Source organism: Micromonospora salmantinae (assembly GCF_022230905.1).
GTDB classification, from domain to species: Bacteria; Actinomycetota; Actinomycetes; order Mycobacteriales; family Micromonosporaceae; genus Micromonospora; species Micromonospora salmantinae.
The window spans coordinates 281,505-306,310 of the sequence record NZ_JAKKFG010000043.1 but is presented as its reverse complement, the minus strand read 5'-3'; the positions used below and the strand labels follow the sequence as shown (position 1 = coordinate 306,310).

Annotated in this window: 23 protein-coding genes and 1 pseudogene; 7 read left to right on the top strand and 17 right to left on the bottom strand. The window is 70.0% G+C overall.

Annotated elements, in window-relative coordinates; translation table 11 throughout:
- The 3 genes from PSH03_RS27610 to PSH03_RS27600 all read right to left on the bottom strand — a co-directional run bounded on the left by PSH03_RS27610 (window position 1) and on the right by PSH03_RS27600 (window position 3,141).
- Window positions 1-681, bottom strand: coding sequence for a DUF4272 domain-containing protein (locus PSH03_RS27610; RefSeq protein ID WP_238690827.1), 681 nt, complete (start codon window positions 679-681; stop codon window positions 1-3).
- 110 nt (window positions 682-791) lie between these two features.
- Entirely contained in the window at window positions 792-2,072 is a 1,281-nt protein-coding gene (locus PSH03_RS27605) for a thymidine phosphorylase (RefSeq protein ID WP_210784755.1), read from the bottom strand.
- 358 nt (window positions 2,073-2,430) lie between these two features.
- Window positions 2,431-3,141: a cytidine deaminase gene (locus PSH03_RS27600; protein WP_210784756.1), complete on the bottom strand. Its 711-nt coding sequence runs from the start codon at window positions 3,139-3,141 to the stop codon at window positions 2,431-2,433.
- A gap of 319 nt (window positions 3,142-3,460) precedes the next feature.
- Between PSH03_RS27600 and PSH03_RS27595 the strand changes: the two are divergent.
- Together PSH03_RS27595 and PSH03_RS27590 are read left to right on the top strand one after the other, a co-directional pair.
- Window positions 3,461-3,661 (top strand): annotated as a pseudogene (locus PSH03_RS27595) (Scr1 family TA system antitoxin-like transcriptional regulator); the annotation flags it as partial.
- A complete protein-coding gene (locus tag PSH03_RS27590; protein WP_210784791.1) occupies window positions 3,658-3,852 on the top strand; it encodes a DUF397 domain-containing protein in 195 nt (64 codons plus the stop codon). The pseudogene PSH03_RS27595 and the gene PSH03_RS27590, both read left to right, overlap by 4 nt.
- A 163-nt stretch (window positions 3,853-4,015) precedes the next feature.
- On the opposite strand, the gene PSH03_RS27585 is transcribed toward PSH03_RS27590, so the two are convergent.
- From PSH03_RS27585 to PSH03_RS27550, 8 genes are all read right to left on the bottom strand, one after another.
- Window positions 4,016-5,296: an ABC transporter permease gene (locus tag PSH03_RS27585; protein ID WP_210784757.1), complete on the bottom strand. Its 1,281-nt coding sequence runs from the start codon at window positions 5,294-5,296 to the stop codon at window positions 4,016-4,018.
- A gap of 3 nt (window positions 5,297-5,299) precedes the next feature.
- A complete protein-coding gene (locus tag PSH03_RS27580; protein ID WP_210784758.1) occupies window positions 5,300-6,673 on the bottom strand; it encodes an ABC transporter permease in 1,374 nt (457 codons plus the stop codon).
- Window positions 6,670-8,244 (bottom strand): ABC transporter ATP-binding protein, encoded by a 1,575-nt coding sequence (locus PSH03_RS27575; RefSeq protein ID WP_308194400.1) that lies wholly within the window; start codon window positions 8,242-8,244, stop codon window positions 6,670-6,672. The genes PSH03_RS27580 and PSH03_RS27575 overlap by 4 nt, the downstream gene beginning before the upstream one ends.
- Window positions 8,245-8,494: 250 nt before the next feature.
- Window positions 8,495-9,562 carry a BMP family lipoprotein gene (locus PSH03_RS27570; RefSeq protein ID WP_210784793.1) on the bottom strand — a complete coding sequence of 356 codons (1,068 nt, stop codon included), beginning with the start codon at window positions 9,560-9,562 and terminating at the stop codon, window positions 8,495-8,497.
- Between the two features lie 277 nt (window positions 9,563-9,839).
- Complete coding sequence (locus tag PSH03_RS27565) at window positions 9,840-10,181, bottom strand: hypothetical protein (protein ID WP_210784759.1); 342 nt, start codon at window positions 10,179-10,181, stop codon at window positions 9,840-9,842.
- Window positions 10,182-10,278: 97 nt separating this feature from the next.
- The gene (locus PSH03_RS27560; RefSeq protein ID WP_210784760.1) at window positions 10,279-11,208 is read right to left on the bottom strand and encodes a sugar ABC transporter permease; all 930 of its coding nucleotides are present in this window, start codon (window positions 11,206-11,208) and stop codon (window positions 10,279-10,281) included.
- Window positions 11,205-12,845: an ABC transporter permease subunit gene (locus tag PSH03_RS27555; protein WP_210784761.1), complete on the bottom strand. Its 1,641-nt coding sequence runs from the start codon at window positions 12,843-12,845 to the stop codon at window positions 11,205-11,207. Before PSH03_RS27555 ends, PSH03_RS27560 begins: the two co-directional genes overlap by 4 nt.
- Window positions 12,845-14,095, bottom strand: coding sequence for a sugar ABC transporter substrate-binding protein (locus PSH03_RS27550; protein ID WP_210784762.1), 1,251 nt, complete (start codon window positions 14,093-14,095; stop codon window positions 12,845-12,847). The genes PSH03_RS27555 and PSH03_RS27550 overlap by 1 nt, the downstream gene beginning before the upstream one ends.
- Before the next feature lie 199 nt (window positions 14,096-14,294).
- On the opposite strand from PSH03_RS27550, the gene PSH03_RS27545 reads away from it, so the two are divergent.
- The 3 genes from PSH03_RS27545 (at window position 14,295) to PSH03_RS27535 (ending at window position 17,587) form a co-directional block, all read left to right on the top strand.
- The gene (locus PSH03_RS27545) at window positions 14,295-15,341 is read left to right on the top strand and encodes a LacI family DNA-binding transcriptional regulator (RefSeq protein WP_238690826.1); all 1,047 of its coding nucleotides are present in this window, start codon (window positions 14,295-14,297) and stop codon (window positions 15,339-15,341) included.
- 32 nt (window positions 15,342-15,373) lie between these two features.
- A complete protein-coding gene (locus tag PSH03_RS27540; RefSeq protein WP_238690824.1) occupies window positions 15,374-17,008 on the top strand; it encodes a glycoside hydrolase family 13 protein in 1,635 nt (544 codons plus the stop codon).
- Between the two features lie 207 nt (window positions 17,009-17,215).
- On the top strand, window positions 17,216-17,587 hold the full coding sequence (locus PSH03_RS27535; RefSeq protein ID WP_210784765.1) for a VOC family protein: 372 nt from the start codon (window positions 17,216-17,218) through the stop codon (window positions 17,585-17,587).
- A 4-nt stretch (window positions 17,588-17,591) separates the two neighbouring features.
- Here the strand turns inward: PSH03_RS27535 and PSH03_RS27530 are convergent, their stop codons facing one another.
- From PSH03_RS27530 to PSH03_RS27505, 6 genes are all read right to left on the bottom strand, one after another.
- Window positions 17,592-18,029 carry a hypothetical protein gene (locus PSH03_RS27530; protein ID WP_210784766.1) on the bottom strand — a complete coding sequence of 146 codons (438 nt, stop codon included), beginning with the start codon at window positions 18,027-18,029 and terminating at the stop codon, window positions 17,592-17,594.
- Between the two features lie 81 nt (window positions 18,030-18,110).
- Window positions 18,111-18,497, bottom strand: coding sequence for a GntR family transcriptional regulator (locus PSH03_RS27525; RefSeq protein WP_210784767.1), 387 nt, complete (start codon window positions 18,495-18,497; stop codon window positions 18,111-18,113).
- Entirely contained in the window at window positions 18,497-19,423 is a 927-nt protein-coding gene (locus PSH03_RS27520) for a YihY/virulence factor BrkB family protein (RefSeq protein WP_238690823.1), read from the bottom strand. The genes PSH03_RS27525 and PSH03_RS27520 overlap by 1 nt, the downstream gene beginning before the upstream one ends.
- A 109-nt stretch (window positions 19,424-19,532) precedes the next feature.
- A complete protein-coding gene (locus PSH03_RS27515) occupies window positions 19,533-20,114 on the bottom strand; it encodes a 2'-5' RNA ligase family protein (RefSeq protein WP_372494888.1) in 582 nt (193 codons plus the stop codon).
- Between the two features lie 13 nt (window positions 20,115-20,127).
- Window positions 20,128-21,153, bottom strand: a complete 1,026-nt coding sequence (gene trpS, locus PSH03_RS27510; RefSeq protein WP_210784770.1) for a tryptophan--tRNA ligase — start codon at window positions 21,151-21,153, stop codon at window positions 20,128-20,130.
- A gap of 33 nt (window positions 21,154-21,186) precedes the next feature.
- A complete protein-coding gene (locus PSH03_RS27505) occupies window positions 21,187-22,245 on the bottom strand; it encodes a hemolysin family protein (protein ID WP_372494889.1) in 1,059 nt (352 codons plus the stop codon).
- Between the two features lie 288 nt (window positions 22,246-22,533).
- Between PSH03_RS27505 and galE the strand changes: the two genes are divergently transcribed.
- The gene (gene galE / locus PSH03_RS27500) at window positions 22,534-23,517 is read left to right on the top strand and encodes a UDP-glucose 4-epimerase GalE (RefSeq protein ID WP_210784772.1); all 984 of its coding nucleotides are present in this window, start codon (window positions 22,534-22,536) and stop codon (window positions 23,515-23,517) included.
- Entirely contained in the window at window positions 23,514-24,686 is a 1,173-nt protein-coding gene (galK, locus tag PSH03_RS27495) for a galactokinase (RefSeq protein ID WP_210784773.1), read from the top strand. The genes galE and galK overlap by 4 nt, the downstream gene beginning before the upstream one ends.
- The last annotated feature ends 120 nt before the right edge of the window (window positions 24,687-24,806 follow it).

Sequence of the window (24,806 nt, the reverse complement as noted above, 5' to 3'; positions counted from 1 at the left end):
TCAGGTGGAGAGGTCGACCTCTTCCCAACCGGGCGGCTCGTCGTGGTACGGCCCGCGCAGAATGACGGCCCACTCCAGCGCCCACCGCCGCTGCCCGATCGCGTTCGCGTCGACCAGGCCGGGCGCCCGCCGGCCGCTGCGCTCGGTCTCCAGGTACGCCCAGTCCAGGCAGTAGTGCAGGTCGAGCAGGGCGGCCGCGTCGGCCGGGTGCTGCGGCGCGGTGAGGATCCGGGAGCGCCAGTGCGGGAAGGTCTCCCCCTCGGCGATGTGCGGCAGCCGCTCGACCAGCCGCTCGTCGACGGCCAACGTCGGGTCGAGCTGTTTGCTCAGCCCGAGTACCCAGGCCAGCGCGAAGAGAGCGTCGTGGTGCAGCACGAACGACCGGTGGTCGCCCTTGCCGCCCATCACGAACTGCCACTCCGGCGGGGTGACCATGTCGACCAGGTGCGAGCCGAGCAGCCAGCTCATCGCCGCCTGTGGGGGCATCCCGAAACAGCGGGCCAGGATCAGGTGCAGCACCGCGATCCGCGCCTCGATCTCCGCGGTCGGGCGCAGGTCGATGTGGTCACCCGGCTCCCACACGAGGGGAAACTGGGCCGGCGGCAACGGCAGGCCGAGCCGGGACAGCTCGTCCAGGCTCGCCTCGCGCACCTCACGTGGGTCGGGGGCAGCAACGGTCACGGCGGATCTTCCTGTCTGCTCGCGCCGGCTCAAGGCCGGTTGTCCCCCCTTGGCCTGCGACAATAGCGCTCCCAGGTGACCGGCACCACGCCAGGGCGACGCCGGTTCGATCAGCCGATGCGTTCGATGACCAACGACGTCGCCGCCGGGGCCGTCGGCGCGATCCGCACCGCGTTTGCGGCCTCGGTCAGCGCGGCCGGAATCCGCGTCGCGTCGTCGGCGCGCAGCTCGTAGAGCGGGTCACCGGCCCGCACCTCGTCACCCGGCCGCTTGTGCAACACCACACCGGCCGGCACGCTGACCGGGTCCTCCTTGCGCGCCCGACCCGCGCCGAGCCGCCACGCCGCAACCCCCATGGCGTACGCGTCGACGGCCGCGACGTACCCGTCACGCTCGGCGCGGACCACCTCCACCTCGGCAGCCGTTGGCAGCGGCGCGTCCGGGTCACCGCCCTGCGCCCGGATCATCGCCCGCCAGGAGTCCATGGCCCGGCCGTCGCGCAGCGCAGCAGCCGGATCGGCGTCCGGCAGACCGGCGGCGTCGAGCATCTCCCGGGCCAGTGCGAGGGTCAGCTCCACCACGTCGGCCGGTCCACCACCGGCCAACACCTCGACCGACTCGGTCACCTCGACCGCGTTGCCGATCGCCAGACCGAGCGGGGTGGACATGTCGGTGAGCAGGGCTACCGTCCGCACCCCGTGCGCACCGCCCAGCTCGACCATGGTGCGCGCCAACTCGCGGGCCTGGTCGACGGACTTCATGAAGGCGCCCGAGCCGACCTTGACGTCGAGGACCAGCGCCCCGGTACCCTCGGCGATCTTCTTGCTCATGATCGAGCTGGCGATCAGCGGGATCGCCTCCACGGTGCCGGTCACGTCGCGCAACGCGTACAGCTTGCGGTCGGCGGGGGCGAGCCCGGCACCGGCCGCGCAGATCACCGCACCGACCTCGTCCAGCTGGGCGATGAACTCGTCGTTGCTCACCGTGGCCCGCCAGCCCGGGATGGACTCCAACTTGTCCAGCGTGCCGCCGGTGTGCCCGAGACCCCGGCCGCTCAGCTGCGGCACTGCCGCGCCACACGCCGCCACCAGGGGGGTGAGCGGCAGAGTGATCTTGTCGCCGACGCCGCCGGTGGAGTGCTTGTCGACAGTCGGCCGGCGTACCGCCGACAGGTCCAACCGCTCACCGCTGGCGATCATCGCGGCGGTCCACCGAGCGATCTCCGGCCCGGTCATGCCGTTGAGCAGGATCGCCATGGCCAGCGCGGACATCTGCTCGTCGGCGACAACCCCCCGGGTGTACGCGTCGACCACCCAGTCGATCTGCGCGTCCGACAGCACACCCCCGTCCCGCTTGGCCCGAATAACGTCAACAGCAGTAAAAGCACTCACCGTGTGGTTCCTTCTCACGTCGTTGCGTTCAGGGCTGCGCCGCCGTGCAGTGCCCTCATGGTCGCGCTCGAACCATGAAGTAGTCCCCTGGCGCGTTGAGGTGGGCACTACTTCCAGGACAACGCCGTTGCGTTATGCGTTAGGGCTGCGGCCGGCAGGTCAATCCTCTGCTGGAGAACGGACTCGTGGTAGATCAACGTGAGCCGAGCAAGAGGACCGCGCCGATCTTGCAGTTTCTGTTGTTGATATGGGTGGATGCGCCCCTTGCGTCGGGACAGGAAGTGCAAGATCGCGGAGCAGGCAGGGCAGCCCTCGCAGTGGCTCACGGCCCTGAGATGTGATGGCTGCGGCCTTGGGATCAACCAGCAGCCCAGCGCACCGGGATCTCCGCAGGCGGTTCACCCTCGCCGGCCCAGAAGATGGTGCCGGTCGCGTCGACCACCACCACCCGTGGTGTCCGGGCCAGGCCCCAGGTAATCGCCTCGGCCGGCTCGTCCCAGCTCGGCGCCTCCTCCAGCACCCCGGTCTCGGCGCCGACGTCGTCTCCGGCCGACCGCTCCCAGTACGCGGTCCAGACCTGCTGCCCGGCGGACATGTCCGGGTGCACGAAGACGGTGCCGCGCCCCCGCCAGGCGGCCAGTCGCTCCGGCACGACCGGCACCGGCGTCTCCCCGGTGACGGCTTCCAGGTCCTCCACGCCGAAGGCGTGCGGCAGCAGCTCGGCCATCCGCAGCGGGCGGGTCCTGCTCTCGATCAGGCACTCCGGCCCGCCGTGTTCCCAGAGCAGCTGCCGGCAGCGACCACACGGCATCAGCGGCTCACCAGTGGCGTCGACGCAGGAGAGCGCGACGAGCCGACCGCCGCCGGTGGCGTGCAGGCTGGAAACCACTCCGCACTCGGCGCACAGCGTCACCCCGTACGCGGCGTTCTCCACGTTGCAGCCGACCACGATGCGGCCGTCGTCGACCAGCGCGGCCGCGCCGACCGGAAACGTCGAGTACGGCGCGTACGCGTGCCGCATCGCGTCGGTGGCAGCGGCGCGCAGCCGCGCCCAGTCAATGTCGGTCATGCCACCATTCTGCCCAAGTAGCCCAGGTCAGAAGTGGGCAGGGCCGGATGCACGGGCAGCCTTCGGAAACTCGGCCGCGCCACCGCACCCGCTCCGGTGATTTAGTTCGGGTCCCGGCTCCGAACCGCGCGGTGCCGAGGCGCCGCCGGGAAGCATCTCGACGAGACCGCGCACTTCACACGCTGCTAAGGACCGGACTATCTTCGATACGCACTCACGCTGAATAACTTGCCGCACACTTTCGGTGAGCAGCGCTGGGCAACCCCGAGAAGCATGCCGATGAGATTAAGCAGGGAATGAGGAGCCATGGGCAGCGTGATTGCAGGGCGGGTTCATCCTGGCTACCCAGACTGATGGCTCGGTGGTCGCCCACCTTGACCACCAGGTGCGAGCACAGATAGTCAACAGCGCCGATGCCCTTGCTACCCTCCAGGCGACGTGGGAGGTGGTCAGAGGCGAGGCCCTCTCCCGCCGGCAGTCACTCGATCTGATCAAGGAAGCGGCGCAGACATGGACATGACCGGTGCCAGGTGGCACAAGTCAACTCGCTCCGGCTCCAATGGCGGGTCGTGCGTAGAGGTGGCCGACAACCTGCCGGACGTCGTGCTCGTGCGCGACACCAAGGACCGCGATGGCGGCGTCCTTCTCTTCAACCCGCAGACGTGGCAGTCGTTCGTCGGCCTGGCCAAGCAGATCGGGCCGCTCGGCTGACCCTGCAACAGCCGGGAGGAGGCTCGCCAGCCGACGGTCACTGGTGGTCTTCGTTGTCTGCACAGCTGCGTTCACCGTGCGCCACGTTCAGGCGTACCCCTGGGAAGGGCTGGATGGGCGCGAAGCGTGCCCGGCGGGAGGCCCGCCGGGCACGGCTCAGGCGTCAGCCCTTGATGTACGGCTTGCCGTCGGCGGCCGGTGCCCGGACCCGGCCGACCAGCCCGGCGACCGCCAGGATGGTCGCCAGGTACGGCAGCATGGCCAGGAACTGGCTGGGGATCGAGCTGCTGATCGCGCCCAGGTAGGTGGCGAGCTGGTCGGCGAACCCGAAGAAGAGCGCGGCGAGCAGCGCGCCGGTCGGGTTCCACCGGCCGAAGATCAGCGCGGCCAGGGCGATGAAGCCCTTACCACCGATCATGTTCTTGGTGAACGAGTAGAGCGCCAGCGTGTAGGACGCGCCGCCGATGCCGGCGACCACGCCGGCCAGCAGCACGTTGCGGTAGCGGACCCGCAGCACCTTGACGCCGAGTGTGTCGGCGGCGATCGGGTGTTCGCCGACCGAGCGGGTCCGCAGCCCCCACCGGGTGCGGAACAGCCCGATGTGGATCACGAGCACCAGGAGCAGCCCGAGGTAGAGGAAGATGTTGCCGCGGAACAACGCCGGACCGAGCACCGGGATGTCCTTCAGCAGCGGGATCTCCCAGTTGCTGAAGCGGGGCGCGCTGTTGTACTTCGCGGCGTCGGTCTGCATCAGCCGCTCGTAGAGGAAGCCGGTGACGCCGACGGCCAGCAGGTTCAGCACGATGCCCATGACGACCTGGTCGACCAGGTAGCGGATGGCGAAGACGGCCAGCAGCAGCGAGATGAACGCGCCGCCGATGGCGGCGGCGACCAGACCCACCCACACACTGCCGGAGATGCTGCCGAACAGGGCCCCGCTGAACGCGCCCATCAGCAGTTGGCCCTCGATGGCCACGTTGACCACGCCGGACCGTTCGCAGAGCACCCCGGCGAGCGCGCCGAAGATCAGCGGCAGGGCCAGGATGAACGTGCCCCTGATGATGTTGACCAGCGGCATGAAGTTCTGCCCGGCCGGCGCGGCGGAGACCTGCCAGCAGAGGAACGACAGCACGAAGGCGACCAGCCCGACGCCGAGCACGGGAAGGAACCACCGCTTCGGCACCCCGGCGAGCAGCGCCGCGCCGGCGGCGATCGTGATGATCCCGAACAGGATCGCCCCGATCGTGCCGTTGATCTCCAGTGCGGCGCCGGCCGCGTCGTCGCTGAGCGTGAACCGGGCCTGCTGGTCGGTGGCGAGCGCGCCGAAGAGCACCGCGGACAGCAGGCCGAGCGCCAGCAGCGTGAGACCGACCTTCCGGCTGCGGGTCCAGAAGCCCTCGTCGACCGGGGCGACCGCGATGTCGGGGACAGCCATGGTGGACATGAGTTACCAGCCCTTCGCCAGGCTCGTCTGCAACCGGGCGGCACGCGCGGCCCGGAGCTGGAAGATCGCCTTCACCAGGGCCGGTGCGGCGATGAAGATGACGATCAGCGCCTGGAGCACTGTCACCAGCTCCAGCGAGATCCCGGAGTACGACTGCATCCGGTTACCACCGGCCTGCAGCGCACCGAACAGCAGCGCGGCCAGCAGCACCCCCCAGGGCTTCACCCGCCCGAGCAGCGCCACCAGGATGCCGTCGAAGCCGATCTGCGCGACCACCAGCGGGGTCAACGCGCTGGCTGTGGAGCCGAGCACCATGTTCGAGCCGCCGAGGCCGGCCAGGATTCCGGCGAAGACCATGATCAGGATGTACGTCCGGGTGACGCTGATGCCGGCGGTCCGGGCGGCGTCCGGGTTGGCGCCGACCGCGCGCAGCTCGAAGCCGAGCGTCGAGCGGTTGAGCAGCCAGGCGACCGCCCAGGTGGCCAGCACGGCGAGCAGGATGCCGGCGTGCACCCGCAGGTTGTCGCCGAGCAGTCGGGGCAGCTGGGCGGAGGTGTCCACCGCCTTGCTGATCGCGTCGGTGCGGTTCGGGTCCTGCACGCCGTTCTGCACGATCAACCAGGTGAGGAAGTACGTGGCGACGTAGTTGAGCATGATCGTGTTGATCACCTCGTGCGCGCCGGCACGGGCCTTGAGGATGCCGGGGATGAAACCCCAGATCGCTCCACCCAGCGCGCCGGCCAGCACCGCAACCAGCAGGTGCAGGCCGGGCGGCAGCGGCAGCAGGAAGCCGGCCAGCGCCGCCATGATCACGCCGATGGTGGCCTGGCCCTGGGCGCCGATGTTGAACAGGCCGCCCCGGAAGGCCAGCGCCACCGACAGACCGGTGAAGACCAGCGGCGCCGCGTAGGTCAGCGTCTCCGAGATCGGCGCGAGCACTGCCTGCCAGCCGTTGGCGCCGTCCAACCAGCCGGAGAACGCCTCGGGGTCGAAGATCGAGCCCTTGAACAGGTTCGCGTACGCCTCGCTGACGAGCGTCCAGCTGGAGTTGATCGCGTCGGACGGGCGCGAGGTGATGTACGAGTAGGTGGAGAGGACATCGGGATCAGAGATGATCATCAGCACCGCGCCGACCACTATCGCCAGCACCAACGACAAGAGGGTCACAGTGAAGGTGTTTGCCGCCCAGAGGTTGTCCAGGAAGAACCGGCCCAGACTCGGCTTCGGCTCAGGCTCGGGGCCCGGCTTCGCCGCCGAGCGGTCCGGCTCGGTCGCCACCTCGGCGCGTTCGGTGTTGCCGAGCGCGTTCTGCGCGGCCTGCGCCTCGCTCGCCGGCTCCTTGTCCGGGGAGCCCGACTGCGGGTTGGGGTTGGTCATGCCTCGTCCTCGCTCGCGGGGCCTGCATCGCTCGCCGGGCCCCCGTCGGCCGCTGCGGGCTTGTCGGCGGCGGTCGCCGCACCGGGCTTGTCGGCGGCGGGTGCTGCGACGGCGTCGTGGGCCTCGTCCGGGCTGATGCCGGCCATCAGCAGGCCGATCTCCTCACGCGGGGTGTCCGGGCCGACGATGCCGATGATCCGGCCGCGGTACATCACAGCGATCCGGTCAGCCAACCCGATCACCTCGTCGAGTTCGCTGGAGACCACCAGAACGGCGGTGCCGATGTCCCGTTCGCGGATGACCTGGCTGTGGATGAACTCGATCGACCCGACGTCGACGCCACGGGTCGGCTGGGCGGCGATGAAGAGCTTCAGCGGCCGGGACAGCTCCCGGGCCACGATCACCTTCTGCTGATTGCCGCCGGAGAGGGTGCCCACCGCCGCGTCGGCCGATGAGGTGCGAACGTCGAACTGCTCGATCCGCTCCTTCGCGGAGGCGGCGATCGCGTCCGGCTTCAGCGCGAGCCCGGCACCGAACGGCGGCCGGTCGTAGATGTCCAGCACCAGGTTCTCCGCGACGCTGAACTCCTTGATCAGGCCGTCCACGCTGCGGTCCTCGGGCACGTAACCGACGCCCGCCCGGAGCACCTTCTTGGGCTTCCAGCCGTTGATCCGGTCGCCGGCCAGGCTGATCGTGCCGGCGAGCGCCGGGCGCAGGCCCATGATCGCCTCGATCAGCTCGGTCTGACCGTTGCCCTGTACGCCCGCCACGCCGAGCACCTCGCCCGCGCGTACGGTCAGGTCGACGCCGTCGACAGCGCGGATCTGCCGGTCGTCGTCGACGACCAGCCCGGACACCTCCAGCACCGGGTCGCCCGGCGTGGCCGGGGTCTTGTCCACTGTGAGCCGGACGTTGCGCCCGACCATCAACGCGGCCAACTCGTCCCGGCTGGCCTCCGGCGAGGCGGTGCCGACGGTCTTTCCGCGTCGGATCACGGTGATCCGGTCGGCGATGGCCTTGACCTCGCCGAGCTTGTGGGTGATGAAGACGATCGACTTGCCGGCCGCCTTGAGCGACCGCATGACCGTCAGCAACTCCTCGGTCTCCTGAGGGGTGAGCACGGCGGTCGGCTCGTCCAGGATGAGCAGGTCGACGTCGCGGGTGAGCGCCTTGACGATCTCGACGCGTTGCTGGATGCCGACCGGCAGGTCCTCGATCACCGCGTCCGGGTCGACCCGCAGGTTGTAGCGCTCGGACACCTCGGTGACCTCGCGCCGGGCCCGCCGCCGGTCCAGGAAGCCGGCGATGCCGCCCCTGATCTGTTCGGCGCCGAGCATGATGTTTTCGGTGACGGTGAAGACCGGCACCAGCATGAAGTGCTGGTGCACCATGCCGATCCCGGCCCCGATGGCGTCGGACGGGCCCTTCAGCTTGAGCGGCTTGCCATCGACCAGGATCTCGCCCTCGTCGGGCTGGTAGAGCCCGTAGAGCACGTTCATCAGGGTCGACTTGCCCGCGCCGTTCTCGCCGAGGAGGGCGTGAATCTCTCCAGGCTCCACCGTCAGGTCGATGTGATCGTTGGCGACCAGATCACCGAACCGCTTGGTGATGCCGCGCAGTTCGAGTCTCAGCGCAACCTCCTGGAGTGCGAGCGATGGTGCAGCCTAGCTGCCGTCGTACCGGCCGGACCGGACCGGCCGCCGTGGTGCGCGATCGGCCGCTCCGACCCCGCGGGGTGTCCGCAGAGCCAGAGCGGCCGATCGGTTCGTACCTGTCCCCCGCCGGCCCTCCGATGATCTCACCGGAGCGGCCGGCCGGTTGTCACTTGGTCGGCTGGGCCTTCGAGGTGACGGTGATGGTGCCGGCGGCGATGTCCGCCTTGATCTTGTCGACCTCGGCCTTCAGCTCGGCCGGAACCTTGCTGTCGAAGTCGTGGTACGGGGCGATCGAGACACCGTTGTTGGCCAGGGTGCCGACGAAGCCCGGCTTGGCCTCCAGCTTCTCGCCACCGGCGGCCTTGACCACGGCCTCCTTGACGGCCTCCGGGATGTTCTTGACGACCGTGGTCACGATCGCCGAGCAGTCCGGAGTGCTCTCGCAGCCGTCGACGTCCACCCAGATGGTGCTGTACTTGCCGCCCGAGGCCTTGGCCGCGGCGGTGGTGCCGAGGCCGGAGCCGCCGGCGACCGGCATGATGATGTCCGCGCCCTGGGCGACCAGCGCGTCGGAGACCTTCTTGCCCTCGTCCTGCTTGTCGAAGGCGTTGGAGAAGGAGCCCTTCTGGGTCTCCTTGTTCCAACCCAGCGCCTGGACGTTCTTGCCCTTGGCGGTGTTGTAGTGCTTCACGCCGTCGACGAAGCCGTCCATGAAGATGGTCACCGGCGGGATCGGCACGGCGCCGTAGGTGCCCACCTTGCCGCTCTTGGTCATCCCCGCAGCCAGGTAACCGGCCTGGAAGGCGGCCTGGGCGGTGTCGAACTGCATCGGGTAGACGTTGGCGTCACCCGGGTTGGCGTCGACGATGCCGAACTGCTGGTTCGGGTTCGCCTTGGCGATCTTTGAGGTGGCGTCGCCCATCAGGCCACCGACCGCCAGGATGAAGTCGCACTTCTGGTTGACGAACTGCGTCAGGTTCGGCTCGTAGTCGGCCTCGGCCTTCGACGCGACGTACTTGATGTCGATGTTGTCGTTGGCGGCCTTGGCCTCCTGCAGACCCTTCCAGGCCGAGGCGTTGAACGACTTGTCGTCGATGCCGCCAACGTCGGTCACCATGCAGGCGCTGAACTTCTTGGCGCCACTGCCGGCGTTGTTGTCATCCTTGGGGGCCTCGCCACAAGCGGCGGCGGTGAGCGCGAGCCCACCCACCGCGAAGATCGAGGCGATCCGCATCCCACGCACCGAGCGCAAGACGTCTCCTTCCCATTGCACACCGCGCCTTGTGCGGTGGCAGCCCATCAGCCGACCTGCGGGTGTGCCGCCGGCTGTCCCACGTTACGGACGGGAGCGTACGCCCGCGTCCACCCACCGGCCGACAATCGTGCACGACTGTTGAGCGCCTGTTACCCGGGTGTAACCCTTGCGTGGGGCAAGTCACTCTTCGTGCTGGTAATCAAGCGCCACGGCGTCCGCAACGTCCGTTTTCTGGAGGCGTTTTCCTCCTCGGACGTTACCGCCAAAAGACCGCGACCGCCGCGTTGACCAGGGTCAGACCGACGATCGCGAGGAAATGACCGCGGTTGACCACGTCCCGCTTCCGGGAGAAGAAGACCATGACGAAGATCAGCAGGGCGATCACCAACTTCGTCACAAGTTTTGCCGGTGCCGGCTCGTCGCCGTCGCGCAGCGGCGCGGCGAGGCCGAGCCCGGTCAGCAACTGGATCACCGCGCCCCACAGCATGGCCGGGTTGATCCGCAGCCGACCGCTGGCGTACTGGGCGATCGAGCCACCGAGCAGCAGGGCGAACCCGATCAGATGGACGTAGAGAAGGATGAGTCTGAGAGCTTCCACGCTCGCCATACTTCCCTATGAACGACGGATTGTAGTAGAGGGAACCGCCGACGAGCGCGGATCAGTCGATCAACCGGCCGCTGCAGGTCGGCTCGTCTCAACCCTTGACGGCTCCCGAGGTCAGCCCGGAGACGATGTAGCGCTGGAGGAACTGGAAGACCAGCACCGTCGGGATCGCGGTCAACAGGGTGCCGGCCGCGAAGATGCCGAAGTTGGTGTTCCGCTCGCCGCCCTGCAACATGCCTCGCATGCCGACCGCGAGGGTCTTGGCGTCCGTGTCGGTGAGGAAGACGCTCGCCATCAGGAACTCGTTGATGGTGTTGATGAAGGCGAGCAGCCCGGTCACCGCGAGGATCGGCGCCACCAACGGCAGCATGATCCGGAAGAAGACCTGGGCGTGTGAGGCGCCGTCCACGGTGGCCGACTCGTCCAGCTCCCGGGGCAGGGTGTCGAAGAAGCCCTTCATCAGCCAGGTGTTCACGCCCAGCGCGCCACCCAGGTAGAGCAGCATCAGACCCCACGGGGTGTTGAAGCCGATGGCCGGCCACAGGTCGGTGATCGTGCCGAAGATCAGGAAGATCGCAACGATCGCCAGGAACTGCGGGAACATCTGGATCAACAGCAGTGACAGCAACCCCACCCGTCGCCCCTGAAACCGCATCCGGGAGAAGGCGTACGCCGCGAGCGCGGAGAGGAAGACCGAGGCGAACGCGGCCCCACCGGCGATGAGCAGCGAGTTCAGAAACCAGTCAGCGAACCCGGTGTGCGCGAACAGATTCCCGAAGTTCTCCAACGACACCCCGCCGGTCGGCACCAACTCGGTGGACGACAGGGTGCCGAGCGGATTGAGCGCCGCCGAGACGACGAACACGAGTGGAAAGAGACTGAACAGCACGCCGAGCAGGCCGACCAGGTGCCGCCAGCCGACCTCGGCGAACCATCGCTTCTTCCGCTTGCCCGCGTTGCGGTCGACCGCCGCCGGGCCGTTCGCGCCGCCCGTGACGGCGGCGCCGGTGAGCATGGTCATGCGTACACCTCCTCCTGTTGGCGGGTCCGCCGGAAGCTGACCGCCGACACCACCGCGACGATGGCGAAGATGAACAGTGAGATGGCCGCGGCGAAGCCGAACTGTGCGGCCTGCCCACCGAACGCCAGCCGGTAGGTGTAGGTGATCAGCAGGTCGGTGGCGCCGTTGCTGGGGTTGTCCGCCGGGAACGGCGCGCCCTCGGTGGTCAGGTAGATCGCGTTGAAGTTGTTGAAGTTGAACGCGAACGACGAGATCAGCAGCGGCGAGAGCGCGACCAGCAGCAGCGGCAGGGTGACCGCCCGGAACGACTGCCAGCGCGACGCCCCGTCGACCGAGGTGGCCTCTGTCAACTCCCGTGGGATGGCCTGTAGCGCGCCGGTGGCCACCAGGAACATGTACGGGTAGCCGAGCCAGAGCTGCACCAGGATCACCGCGGCGCGGGCCGACCAGTCCTGCCCGAACCAGTCGACGCTGAGCCCGAACAGATTGTTGATCAGCCCGAAGTCGGTGTTGAACATGTCCCGCCAGACCAACAGCATCGCGAAGGACGGCATGGCGTACGGCAGGATCAGCAACATCCGGTAGAGGTTGGTGCCCCGCATTCGGGGCGAGTGCAGCGCCAGGGCGATCAGCATGCCGAGGATGAACGTGCCGCCGGTGGAGCCGATGGCGAAGGCGAAGTTCCAGATCAGCGTGGCGAGGAACGGCCCGGAGATCCGCTCGTCGGTGAGCACCCGGGTGAAGTTGGACAGCCCGACGTTCACCTTCCAGCCCTGGGCCAGCCGCTCGCCGTCGGCGGCGACGAACGCGCCGACCTCGCCGTCCGCGGTCCAGGTCTTGCCACTGTCGCTGTCCTTGACGCAGTCGCAGCCGGCCTCGTACGCCCGGACGGCCTTGCCCTCGTACGCCCGGGACAGGCCGGACGAGCGCAGCGCGCCTCCGGCGGTCGGCACCACCAGGTCCGTGATGTCCTTGCTGCGGGCGCTGGCCTGGCCGAAGTTCAGCACGGTGTAGCCGTCGGCCGCGGTGACCTTTCCGCCGGGGCCGACGGTGGCCGCGCCCGGATCGAGCGGACGCAGGCCCCCGGCGTCGCCGACGGAGACCGTGTCGGTTCCTGGCTTGGTGATCAGGAAGACCAGGGCGCCGGTGGCCGGGTCGCCCTTGGTGGCGACCGACAACGGGTACTGGGTGGACCCCGGGACCTGCTTGACCGACGAACTCTGGATCGCGACGATCGCGTCGTCCTTGCTGCCGCGGTGGCCGTCGCCGAAGTTGGTGAAGGCCGTGCTCGCGGTGTAGAGCACCGGCACGACCTGGAAGGCGATCAGGAAGAGCGTGCCGGGGATGAGGTACTTCGCCGGGACGTGCCGGCGGCCCAGGTACAGATAGAACAGTGCGGCGGTGGTCAGCACCAGCACCGCCAGCCCGACCCACTTCTCGGCCGCCACGAGCGGGAAGGCCGCCCAGATCGCGATCCCGGCCACCAGGCCGAGCAGGATCACCTTCGCGGCGAGGCCGGCCGCGGTGATCGGCGCGTGGTTCCGCGCGGTACGGGAGGTGCGCGGGGACCCGGTGCGGACGGGCCCCCGGCCCGGGGCCTGCTGGGCAGGCCCCGGGCCGGACAGCGGTGTGCTCATTACTTGATCGAACCGGCGATCGTCTTGCCGGCCGCGGTAACCGTGCTGGTCGGGTCGGCGCCGCCGATGACGGCGGCCTCGGCCTTGCCGAACGGGTCCCAGATCGCGGCCATGGCCGGGATGGCCGGGAGCACCTGGCCGTTCTTGCCGGCCTCGATGAACTTGGCCAGGTCCGGGTCGCTGCTCTTGACCTGGTCCAGCGCGGCGGTCAGCGCCGGCGGGCGCGGGTCGGCCTGGTAGAGCGCCACGGCCAGGTCCGGCGTGGTGACGTAGTTGGCGACGAACTCCTGGGCGAGAGCCTTGTTCTTGCCCTTGGCCGCCACGTAGAACGACTGGACGCCCACGAACGGCGCGGCCGTCTTGCCGCCGGCGAAGCCGGGAACGGCGGAGACGTCGTACTTGATGCCGGCCTTCTTCACGTCGGCGGTGGCCCAGGGCCCGGAGACCAGGAAGGCGCACTTCTTGCCGGTGAAGGTGGCGGTCGAGTTGGTGTCGGCGATCGAGCGCTTCAGCACGCCCTCGCCCTTCTCGCCGAGCGCGGCGATCTTCTTGAACGCGGCGATCGACTCCGGCTTGCCCACGCCCAGGTCCTTCGGGTCGTAGTCGCCGTTCGCGGTGGTGCCGAAGAGGTAACCGCCGGCCGAGGTGTACAGCGGGTAGATGTGGTACGCGTCGCCCTTCTGGCCGACCTGGAGGCAGAGCGTCTCGGTGACCTTCTTCTGCGCCTTGAGCTGCTTGCCGGTGGCGACCAGGTCCTCGATTGTCTTCGGTGCCTCGGGGGCCAGTTCGGTGTTGCGGATCAGCGCCAGGTTCTCCTGGGCGTAGGGCACGCCGTAGAGCTGGCCGTTGAACGTGACGGCCTTGACGGCGGTCTCGTTGAAGGCGGCCTTCTGCTCGTCGGACAGCTGCACCGGGTCGATGGCGCCGTTCTGGACCAGGTTGCCGATCCAGTCGTGCGCGCCGATCACCACGTCCGGGCCGCCGCCCTGGCTCGACACGGTCACGAAGTTGTTCTGGAGGTCCTCGTTCGGGACGGCCTGGACCTCGACGGTGACGCCGTTCTCCTGGCCGAACTTCTCGGTGAACGGCTTGAGGGCGGCGGTCCGCTTGTCGTCCGCCCAGATCACCAGTTTGCCGCCGGCGGCCTTGGGGGTGTCCTTCGCGGCCGGCTCGTCGCTGTCGCCGCCGCAGCCTGAGGCGGCGAGCGCCAGGGCGAAGAGGGCGACCACACCCGCGGTACGGATGCGCATCGGTGCTCCTGTCGTCATGGCGGGTCGCCGGGGGAAGGGCGGGCCCGCCAGTGGAAACCTCTGGAAGTTCTTGCCAACCGGCGCATGGATGCTGCGCCGCTGCTCTCGCATGTTGCGGGGACGTTAGCAAGACGTTGCAAGTTATGGAAGGGCTTGCAGAGCACTCCGCAAGAACTTGCCGGTGGGCTAAAGTGCCGCCATGCGCGCTCGACTGTCCGACATCGCCCAGCAGGCCGAAGTCAGCGAGGCCACGGTGTCGCGGGTGCTCAACGACCGCCCCGGCGTGGCCCCGGAGACCCGGCAGGCCGTCCTCACCGCCCTCGACGTGCTCGGGTACGAGCGCCCGGCCCGGCTGCGTAAGCGCAGCGCAGGTCTGGTCGGCCTGGTGGTGCCGGAGCTGGACAACCCGATCTTCCCCGCCTTCGCCCAGGTCATCGAGTCCACACTGGCGCAGAGCGGTTTCACCCCGGTGCTCTGCACTCAGACCGCCGGCGGCGTGACCGAGGACGAGTACGTGGAGATGCTGCTGGACCGGCAGGTTTCCGGGATCGTCTTCGTCTCCGGCCTGCACGCCGACACGGCCGCCAACCACGACCGCTACCGGGCGCTGCTCGCCCGGCCGTTGCCGGTCGTGATGATCAACGGGTACGTGCCCGGCATCGGCGCGCCCTTCGTCTCCTGCGACGACCGGGAGGCGGCCGAACTGGCCGTCGCCCACCTGGTCGCGCTCGGGCACCGCCGGATCGGCCTGATCACCGGCCCGGACCGGTTCGTCCCGGTGCAGCGCAAGGTGGCTGGCTGGCGCTCCGCGATGACCCGGCTGGCCGGCGTCGCCGAAGCCGACCTGGGCCCGCTGGCCGAGCTGTCACTGTTCGGGGTGGAGGGTGGCGAGGCGGCGGCCGGCCGCCTGTTGGACCGCGGCGTCACCGGCGTGGTCTGCGGCTCCGACCTGATGGCGCTCGGCGCGGTCCGGGCCGCCCGCCAACGCGGCCTCGACGTCCCCGACGGCCTCTCCGTGGTCGGCTATGACGACTCCCCACTGATGGCCTTCACCGATCCGCCGCTGACCACCATGCGGCAGCCGGTCACCGCGATGGCGGTGGCCGCCGTCCGCGCCCTGGTGGACGAGATCAACGGGCACGGCGCCCCGCACTCGGAGTACCTGTTCCGCCCGGAGCTGGTGGTGCGCGGCTCCACAGCTGTCGCGCCGACCTCCGCACGCCTCTCTTACGCAAGATCTGCTTGACTCTTGCAGCGGCGGGCCGGCATATTGCTCGAATGATCAGCACCGCCACCCCGCCGCACGCCACCGACGACGACTGGTGGCGCTCCGCGGTCGTCTACCAGGTGTACGTCCGCAGCTTCGCCGACAGCGACGGCGACGGCACCGGCGACCTCCAGGGCATCCGGCAGCGCCTGCCGTACCTGCGCGAACTCGGGGTGGACGCGCTGTGGCTCACACCCTTCTACACGTCGCCGATGGTCGACGGCGGGTACGACGTGGCCGACTACCGGGACGTCGACCCGATGTTCGGCACCCTCGCCGACTTCGACGCGATGATCACCGACGCGCACGCCCACGGCCTGCGGATCATCGTCGACCTGGTGCCCAACCACACCTCCAGCGCGCACCGCTGGTTCACCGCCGCGCTCGCCGCCGGCCCCGGCTCACCGGAGCGGGCCCGTTACCTCTTCGCCGACGGCAAGGGCACCCACGGCGAGTTGCCCCCGAACGACTGGGAGAGCATCTTCGGCGGCCCCGCCTGGACCCGGATCGCTGACGGTCAGTGGTATTTGCACCTGTTCGACCCGTCGCAGCCGGACCTGAACTGGCGTCACCCGGAGGTCCGCACCGAGTTCGAGGACGTGCTGCGGTTCTGGCTGGACCGGGGCGTCGACGGATTCCGCGTCGACGTGGCGCACGGCATGATCAAGGCGGAAGGGCTGCCGGACGTCGGCTTCAGCACGGCGACCACCGGCCAGCGCCAGGTCGAACTGCTCGGCAAGGGCCGGCTGCCGTACTTCGACCAGGACGAGGTGCACGAGATCTACCGGGCCTGGCGGCCCATCCTGGACAGCTACCCGGGCGGCCGGATGGCGGTCGCCGAAGCGTGGGCCGAGACACCACAGCGCCTGGCCCGCTACATCGGTCCGGACGAGTTGCACCAGGCGTTCAGCTTCGACTTCCTCGACGCCACCTGGTCGGCCGACTCGTTCCGCAAGGTGATCGACACCGCGTTGGCCGAGGCGACAGTGGTCGGGGCGCCGACCACCTGGGTGCTGTCCAACCACGACAAGCAGCGGCACGTCACCCGGTACGGCGACGGCGTCGAAGGGCTGCGCCGAGCCCGGGCCGCCAGCCTGCTGATGCTCGCCCTGCCCGGCTGCGCCTACCTCTACCAGGGCGAGGAACTGGGCCTGCCGGAGGTCCTCGACCTCCCCGACGAGCTGCGCCAGGATCCGGCGTTCCTGCGCACCGGCGAGAGCCGCGACGGCTGCCGGGTGCCCATCCCGTGGAGCGGCGAGCTGGCCCCGTACGGCTTCGGACCGGCCGGCAGTGAGCTGAGCTGGCTACCCGCTCCGGCGCTCTGGCAGGCGCTGTCCGTCACGGCGCAGACCGGCGTGTCCGGCTCGACCCTGGAGCTGTACCGGACCGCGCTGCGGATCCGCCACGTTCATCCCGCGCTCGCCCTCGACGCCGACGGGGTGACCTGGCGGGAGAGCGAGCCGGGCGTGCTGGCCTTCTCCCGCTCAGCCGGCGCCTCAGTGCTGACCTGCGTGGTCAACTTCAGCGGCGCGCCGGTCCTGATCGACGGGTACGGTCAGCCGCTCGTCGCCAGCGACGAGCTCACCGAACAGGGCTCCGGCCAGCTGCTGCCAATTGACGCGGCAGTCTGGTTGGAACGGCGCTGAACGGGTAACTCGTTCTCGACCTGGTCGTTCGTCGTGCCCCGCGCCGGCGGGCGACTGGGCTACCGGCCCCTTGTGGTGGGGGGTGAGGTGCCACCGGCGCCGCGCGGAGTCCGCTCCGCGTGGCGCCGGTGTCCGTGTGCCGCCGGTGGTTAGACCCGCAGATGTCACGGGTACCGCATCGGGCACGATTACTACGGAGGTGACCCCATGGTGGTACGGATCGCCCAGTGCACGCTCGACGTCGAGGACCTGGACCTGATGGTCTCGTTCTGGTCCGCGGCGCTCGGCTACGAGGTCGAGAAGGGCGACGACGGCAGCGCCAAGCTCTGGCCGCCGGGGCAGCCGTCCGCCGCCGCGCCCACCGTGTGGTTGCAGGGCTCGGGCACCGCCAAGCGGGGCAAGAACCGGCTGCACCTCGACCTGGTCGCGGACACGGACCCCCAGTCCGAGGTACGGCGGCTGGTGGGCCTCGGCGCGCGGCAGGTCGACGTCGGGCAGACCGGAGCCGAACAGTTCACGGTGCTCGCCGATCCCGAGGGCAACGAGTTCTGCGTGCTGGACCGCGCGCCGACCCGCTGACGTCTCACTTCGCGGTGAGCAACGCCGCGATCCGGGTGAAGCCGGCGCGTACCTCGGCCTCGTCCGGCGCTTCGGCGGGCTCACCGTGGCCGGCCTCGTCGGCTGCCGCGTCCAACTCCTCGTCGATCACGTCCTCGAAGTCCCCGTACAGGTCGGCCCCCTCCACCTGACGGGCCTCGTCCTCGGCGGCGACCTGCGCGGCGGCGATCTCACTGCGGATCTCGTCGGCGGACAGCGCCGGCAGCAACGGCTCCACCACGGCCATCAGCTGCTCCTCGGCCACCACCGCCTCGGCCAGGGCCAACGCGTGCGGTCGCTCGTACGGCCCGCAGACCACCGGCTCCCACTCGTCGAGATCGCCGAGCGGACCGAAAGTGATGATCCATGGCAGGCCGAGGAGCGGTGAGTCCGCCGGCAGGTCCAGTGTCATGAGTGCGCCCACCGGCTCATCATGGTCCGCGAACGCGAGCGACGACGCCGTTCTGCTCAGTTATCGCCCGTCCGACGGTCGATCGGCGGCCGGTCAGCCGGGGCGGACCGCGTCCAGGGCGGCGCGGACCAGGGCGAGCGCGGTGGCCGGCGGCACGCCGAGCCGGGCGGCCTCCGCCGCGTAGCCGGCCGCCGCCCGCTGCAACCGGTCGACGGCGTCGTTCCGCCCGGGGGCGACGAAGGTGCCGTTGCGCCCCCGGGTCTTCAACAGCCCGGCCGCCTCCAACTCCCGATAGGCGCGGGCCACCGTGTTCGCGGCCAACCGCAGGTCGGCGGCGAGCTGCCGGACGGTGGGCAGTCGGCTGCCCACCGGCAACCGGCCGTCGCCGATCAGCTCGGCAAGCTGCACGCGCACCTGCTCGTACGGGGGCACCGACGAATCCGGGTCGACCGAGATCAGCACCTGCGCGCCTTCCGTCATCAGCCCGCACCGCCCGGCGCACCGGGGTCGATGCCCTCGTCGACATCCTTCGGTGGGGCGGGGGTTTCCGCCAGGTCCACCACTCGGCCGTTGGTGCTGGTCGCCAGGAGCGCCGCGCCGAACAGCACCAACTGGTTGAGCAGGTAGAGGTACAGCAGCAGACCGACGGCGCCGGCCACCACGGTGTACGCCGGGTTCCGCTCGGTCCGCACCACGTAGTATCGCCCGACGGTGTTCAGCAGCGTGATGCCGACAGCCACCAGTACCACCACCGGGCGCAGCCGGGACCGGCTCATCCGCAGCCGGGGCACTGCCAGCAGCAACGCGGTGGCGAGCACTGTGTTGACCAGCACGCTGAGCACCGCGCTGATGGTGGTCAGACCCACCGACCCGGTGCTGCGCAGCAGGAAACGCAGCAGCGACTCCAACGCGTCCACCGCCGCGACCGAGACGCCGAGCAGCACGAAGATGCCGATCATCACGCCCAGGTCGACGAGCCGCCGCACCACCAGATTGCCCGGCTGCTGGTTGAGCTGGTACATCAACCGCTGCGAGGACCGGATGGCCTCGACCCAACCGATCCCGGTGAAGACCAGGATGACCAGGCCGACCACACCGACAGTGCCGCTGGAGTTGGCGATCTGCTCGGCGTCCAGGAACGGCAGATTCTCCTTGAGGAAGTCGGCCGCCGCCGCGCTGACCTCGTCGTTGTCCTCCAGGATCGCCCCGAAGATGGAGAACGCGACAAGGGCGAGGGCGAACACGGCGAAGAAGCCGTAGTAGGCGATGGCGGCGGCCAATCGGCCGGCCAGCACCTCGCCGTACAGCACCCCGGCCCGCCACACATGATCGAAGAGCCCCGACCGGTGGCGCGCGGCTCTCACCCAGCGGTCGATGCCCGCCTCGATCTGGCCGATCACGTTCACGCGATCATCCTCGCCGATCTCCCACCGCTGTAGTGGCAACCGGCTCCCGATGCTCGCCGGCCGGCGCGTCGCAGATGCTTCAGGTGCTGACGGTTCGGTTGCCGGCTCTTCAGTTGCCGAGGCAGAAGTCCCGACGCGGCTGCCACCTGGCCTGCCCGCTGTGCGAGAAGAGGGTGAACCCGTCGACCTCGAACATCGCGGAGAAGTCGGCCAGATCCTCGTACACCTTGTCCAGGGCCTCCGGTGCGACGTCCTGAGCCACTGTGACGTGCGGATGGTACGGGAACCGGAGTTCGCGGTGCAGGCCCGGCGCCGCGGCGATGGCCGCGGCCAGCAGCTCGCACTCACTGATCCCGGCGGCCACCGCGACGAACACCACCTGGGTGACCGGACGGAACGTGCCGGTGCCCCGCAGGTGCAGCGTGAACGGCAGGTGCGCGGCGGCTACGGCGGCCAGGTGCCGCTCGACCGCCGGCAGGTTGGCCGTCCGGATCTCGGTGGGCCCGAGCAACGTCACGTGCGCGGGCACCGCCAGCGGATCACCGGCCTCGACCCGCCGCCGGGTGAGCAGGGCACCCCACGGCTCGGGGATGTCCACCGCGATGCCGATCTGGATGGTGTCGCCGGCCGGCGGCACCCCGCCACTGCGATTCACGCTTCGCGCCGCCCCTCCGACCACCGAGCCGTCCACCTGTACCGCGGAGCTACTCGCCGCGCACGGGCGGGAAGAACCCGACCCGCTCGTACGCGGACCGCAGGGTCGTCGCGGCCACCGCACGGGCCTTCTCCGCGCCGGCCGCGAGCAGCTTGTCCAGCTGCGCCGGATCGTCGAGGTAGGCGCGGGTGCGCTCCTGGATCGGCCGGACGAAGTCCGTCACCACCTCGGCCAGCTCCTTCTTCAGATCGCCGTAGCCACGGCCCGCGTACGCGGCCACCAGCTCGTCGATGCCGCGGCCGCTGAGCGCCGAGTAGATGGTCAACAGGTTGGACACACCCGGCTTGGTCTCGGCGTCGAAGACGATCTCCCGACCGGTGTCGGTCACCGCCGAACGGATCTTCTTCGCGGACCGGGCCGGATCGTCGAGCAGGTCGATGATGCCGGCCGGCGAGGACGACGACTTCGACATCTTCGCGGTCGGGTCCTGCAGGTCGGTGATCTTCGCAGTGTCCTTGACGATGTGCGGAGCGGGCACCGTGAACGTCGCGCCGAACAGCGAGTTGAATCGCTGCGCCAGATCCCGGGAGAGCTCCAGGTGCTGGCGCTGGTCCTCGCCGACCGGGACCGCGTTGGCCTGGTAGAGCAGGATGTCGGCGGCCTGGAGGACCGGATAGGTGAACAGCCCGACGCTGGCCCGCTCGTTACCCTGCTTCTGCGACTTGTCCTTGAACTGGGTCATCCGGCTGGCCTCGCCGAAGCCCGTGATGCAGCCGAGCACCCAGGCCAGCTGCGGGTGCTCGGGCACCTGCGACTGGACGAACAGGGTGCTGCGTTCCGGGTCGAGCCCGACCGCGAAGAGCTGGGCGGCGGCCACCCGGGTCCGCTGGCGCAGCAGCGCCGGATCGTGCCCCGCGGTGATGGCGTGCAGGTCCACCACGCAGTAGAACGCGTCGTGGGTGTCCTGTAGCGCCACCCAGTGCCGCACCGCGCCGAGATAGTTGCCGAGGTGGAACGAGTCGGCTGTCGGCTGGATGCCGGAGAAGACGCGGGGCCGGGCGGGAACGTCGGACATGGCGATAATTCTGTCAGCAAGCAACCCGGTCCGTCATGACGGGCCGGCGGGTCGGCTCCGGCCCGCCGGTGCCGGGGTGCTGACCTCGCGTGGTTCGCCCGCGCCGACCCGGCGAGTCGGCCCGACCGCGACCCGGCGGTGCTGCCCCGCCACCACCTCCCGGGCCGGCTCGGGGCCGCCCGCCGGGACCGACCCGGACTCGCGGCGCCGCTCGGTGCTCTGCTCGGTGGTGCGGGCGGCGGAGACGGCGAGTCGGGCCACTCGGCGGCCGTCCAACGTGAGCACCCGCAGCAGCCAGCCGGCCGGCAGCTCGGCCGGATCGGGTGCGCCGACCTCGGCGGGCTCATCCGGCACCGGCACCTCGTCGCCGGTGACCGGGAGCCGGCCCAGCGCGGCCATGACGAACCCGCCCACCGTCTCGTACGGTCCGGCGGGTAGTGCCACCCCGGTCCGCTCCGCGAAGTCAGCGAGGTTGAGGCGGCCGTCCACCACGGCGGGCAGGCCGGCGTGCACCGGGTCCGGGGTGGCGTCGTACTCGTCGTGGATCTCGCCGATCAACTCCTCGATGAGGTCCTCCAGGGTGATGATCCCGGCCGTGCCGCCGTACTCGTCGACCACCACCGCGAGGTGCTGGCCCTCCCGGCGCATCTCGGTCAGCGCGGCGAGCACCCGTTTGCTGCCCGGGAGCCGCTTCACCTCGCGGGCCAACTCGCCGACGGTGACGCACGGGTCGGTGTCCGGGCGCAGCAGTACGTCACGGAGGTGCACGAAGCCGACCACGTCGTCGTGCGTGCCGTCGGTGACCGGATAACGGGTGTGCGTTTCGGCGCGGACCAGTCGGGCGGCTTCGACGATTGTCAGCCGCGCCGGGAGGAAGACCACCTCGGTACGCGGCATCATCACCTCGCGGATCAGACTGGCACCGGCCACCAGGACCTCGTCGATGATCCGCCGCTCGTCCGGGTCGAGCACCGTGTTCGCCGCGACCAGGTCCCGCAGATCGGCCTCGGAGATGTGCTCCCGGCCGGCCGTCGGACCGGTCCCGAGCAGATCGGTGACGAGTCGGGTGGCGCCATCCGCGGCGCGCACCAGCACCCGGGCGACGGCCCGGGCGAGCGGGCCAGGGTCGCGGCGGGGATGTGCCCGCGCGTGTCGCCGGAGCCCGGTACGGGCCGCTTCCCGCATGACAGAGATGGTAGACACCGTGGGCCCACCACGCCGGGGATCACGCGGAGCGGCGGAGAGATGTTCGGCTCTGTTTAATCATGAGAGATTATGATGGAATGGGCTTGACGGTGGCGACGGCGAGAGCGCCGGCCACCGCCCTAGTGTGATCACCGAAGGGCCACGTCCCGGGCGGGCCAGGCAGGAGGCAACGACGTGAAACTGCTCGTCACCGGGGGCGCCGGCTTCATCGGGAGCGTGGTGACCCGGATGCTGCTCGACGCCGGTCACCAGGTGGTCATCCTGGACGACCTGCGCACCGGCCACCGCGAAGCCCTCGCCCCGGACGCCACCCACGTGGAGGCGTCAATCCACGACGCCGCCCAGGTCATCACCGCGGACGCCGGGTTCGACGGGGTGCTGCACTTCGCCGCCCTGATCGCCGCCGGCGAGTCGATGGTCAAGCCGGAGCTGTACTGGCAGAACAACACCATCGGCACGCTCGCCCTGATCGACGCGGTCCGGGCCGCCGGGGTGCCCCGGATGGTCTTCTCCTCCACCGCCGCCGTCTACGGCAACCCCACCGAGCTGCCCATCACCGAGAACGCGGTAAAGGCACCCACCAACACGTACGGCGCCACCAAACTCGCCGTCGACATGGCACTCACCTCCGAGGCGATCGCGCACGGGCTGGCCGCCGTGTCGCTGCGCTATTTCAACGTGGCCGGCGCCCACCTCGACGGCGACATCACGCTCGGCGAGCGGCACGACCCGGAGACGCACCTGATCCCGATCGCGCTGGACGTCGCCGCCGGCCGGCGGGAGAAGCTCCAACTCTTCGGGGACGACTACCCCACTGTGGACGGCACCTGCGTCCGCGACTACATCCACGTCGCCGACCTGGCCCGCGCGCATCTGCTGGCGCTTGACGCGGCCACCGGCGGCCAGCACCGGATCTACAACCTGGGCAACGGCAACGGCTTCACCAACCGGCAGGTCGTCGACGTGGTCCGCGAGGTCACCGGGCACCAGCTGCCCGTCGAGGTCGCGCCGCGCCGGGAGGGCGACCCGGCCGAGTTGGTGGCGTCGTCCGCACTGGCCCGCGACGAGTTGGGCTGGGTGCCGCAGAAGCCGACCCTGCACGACATGGTCGGGGATGCCTGGGCGTTCTACCGCACGCACATCCTGGGCCAGTCATGACCCACCCGAGCAGTGACGTCGCCGAGCGGGCCGCGGCCGGCTTCTCCGCGCAGTTCGGTGCCGAGGCTGCCGGCCGGTGGGCAGCCCCGGGCCGGGTCAACCTGATCGGTGAGCACACCGACTACAACGAAGGCTTCGTGCTGCCGTTCGCCCTGCCGATGCGCACCGTCGTAGCGGCCGACCGGCAGGACGGGGAGCACTGGACGGTCTGGTCCGAGCTGTCCGGCGAGGCGATCACCTTCGGCGCGGACGACGTCGCCGAGGCGGGTCGAGTCACCGGCTGGGGCGCGTACGTCGCGGGTGTGGTCTGGGCGTTGCGCGAGGCCGGTCACCCGGTGCCGGGCGCCCGGCTGGCGATCGCCTCCGACGTGCCGCTGGGCGCCGGGCTCTCCTCCTCGGCCGCGCTGGAGTCGGCAGTGCTGGCTGCCCTGCTCGACCTCGGCGGGCTGAAGCTCGCCCCGGAACTGCAGCCGCGGCTGGCGCAACGGGCGGAGAACGTCTACGTGGGCGCGCCGACCGGCATCATGGACCAGTCGGCCGCGATCCGTTGCCGCGCTGGGCACGCCCTCTTCCTGGACTGCCGCGACGAGTCGGTCGAGCACATCCCGTTCGACCTGGACGCCGACGGGCTGGCTGTGCTGGTCATCGACAGCCGGGCGCCGCACCGCCACGCCGACGGGGAGTACGCGGCCCGCCGTCGCTCCTGCGAGGCCGGGGCCAGCGCGCTCGGCGTTGCCGCCCTGCGCGACGTGGGCGTCGACCAGCTCGACGTCGCACTGGCGCGGCTCGACGACGAGGAGACCCGGCGACGGGTCCGGCACGTGGTGACCGAGGACCAGCGTGTCCTGGACACTGTGGCACTGCTGCGCGCCGCCCGGGTCCGCGACATCGGCCCGCTGCTGACCGCCTCCCACGTCTCGATGCGCGACGACTTCGAGATCACCGTGCCGGAGATCGACACCGCGGTCGAGGCAGCGTTGGCGGCCGGTGCCCTGGGCGCGCGGATGACCGGCGGCGGCTTCGGCGGCTGTGTGCTCGCGCTGATCGAGGCCGGAAGTGCCGACGCGGTAGCGGCCGCCGTGACCGACGCGTACGCGCAACGAGGTTTCACCGCCCCCGGCACCGTGACGGTCCTCCCCTCCCCCGGCGCCACCCGCCTGCTGCCCTAACCCCACCCGAGCCGGTGCGGGGTGGGTTAGGGCTGTTCGGCGGGAGAGGCCCCTGCCGCGCCGATCTTGCAGTTTCCGTTGTCGACATGGGTTGGTGTGCCCCTTATGCCGGGGCAGAAA

Excerpts from the sequence above, each read along its gene's own strand:
- PSH03_RS27570 (WP_210784793.1), bottom strand. The coding sequence starts at position 9,562 with ATGCGGATCGCCTCGATCTTCGCGGTGGGTGGGCTCGCGCTCACCGCC.
- PSH03_RS27545 (WP_238690826.1), top strand. The coding sequence starts at position 14,295 with ATGCGCGCTCGACTGTCCGACATCGCCCAGCAGGCCGAAGTCAGCGAG.
- trpS (WP_210784770.1), bottom strand. The coding sequence starts at position 21,153 with ATGTCCGACGTTCCCGCCCGGCCCCGCGTCTTCTCCGGCATCCAGCCG.
- galK (WP_210784773.1), top strand. The coding sequence starts at position 23,514 with ATGACCCACCCGAGCAGTGACGTCGCCGAGCGGGCCGCGGCCGGCTTC.
- PSH03_RS27590 (WP_210784791.1), top strand. The coding sequence starts at position 3,658 with ATGACCGGTGCCAGGTGGCACAAGTCAACTCGCTCCGGCTCCAATGGC.
- PSH03_RS27555 (WP_210784761.1), bottom strand. The coding sequence starts at position 12,845 with ATGAGCACACCGCTGTCCGGCCCGGGGCCTGCCCAGCAGGCCCCGGGC.
- PSH03_RS27550 (WP_210784762.1), bottom strand. The coding sequence starts at position 14,095 with ATGCGCATCCGTACCGCGGGTGTGGTCGCCCTCTTCGCCCTGGCGCTC.
- PSH03_RS27535 (WP_210784765.1), top strand. The coding sequence starts at position 17,216 with ATGGTGGTACGGATCGCCCAGTGCACGCTCGACGTCGAGGACCTGGAC.
- PSH03_RS27600 (WP_210784756.1), bottom strand. The coding sequence starts at position 3,141 with ATGACCGACATTGACTGGGCGCGGCTGCGCGCCGCTGCCACCGACGCG.
- PSH03_RS27580 (WP_210784758.1), bottom strand. The coding sequence starts at position 6,673 with ATGACCAACCCCAACCCGCAGTCGGGCTCCCCGGACAAGGAGCCGGCG.
- PSH03_RS27585 (WP_210784757.1), bottom strand. The coding sequence starts at position 5,296 with ATGTCCACCATGGCTGTCCCCGACATCGCGGTCGCCCCGGTCGACGAG.
- PSH03_RS27540 (WP_238690824.1), top strand. The coding sequence starts at position 15,374 with ATGATCAGCACCGCCACCCCGCCGCACGCCACCGACGACGACTGGTGG.
- PSH03_RS27525 (WP_210784767.1), bottom strand. The coding sequence starts at position 18,497 with ATGACGGAAGGCGCGCAGGTGCTGATCTCGGTCGACCCGGATTCGTCG.
- PSH03_RS27560 (WP_210784760.1), bottom strand. The coding sequence starts at position 11,208 with ATGACCATGCTCACCGGCGCCGCCGTCACGGGCGGCGCGAACGGCCCG.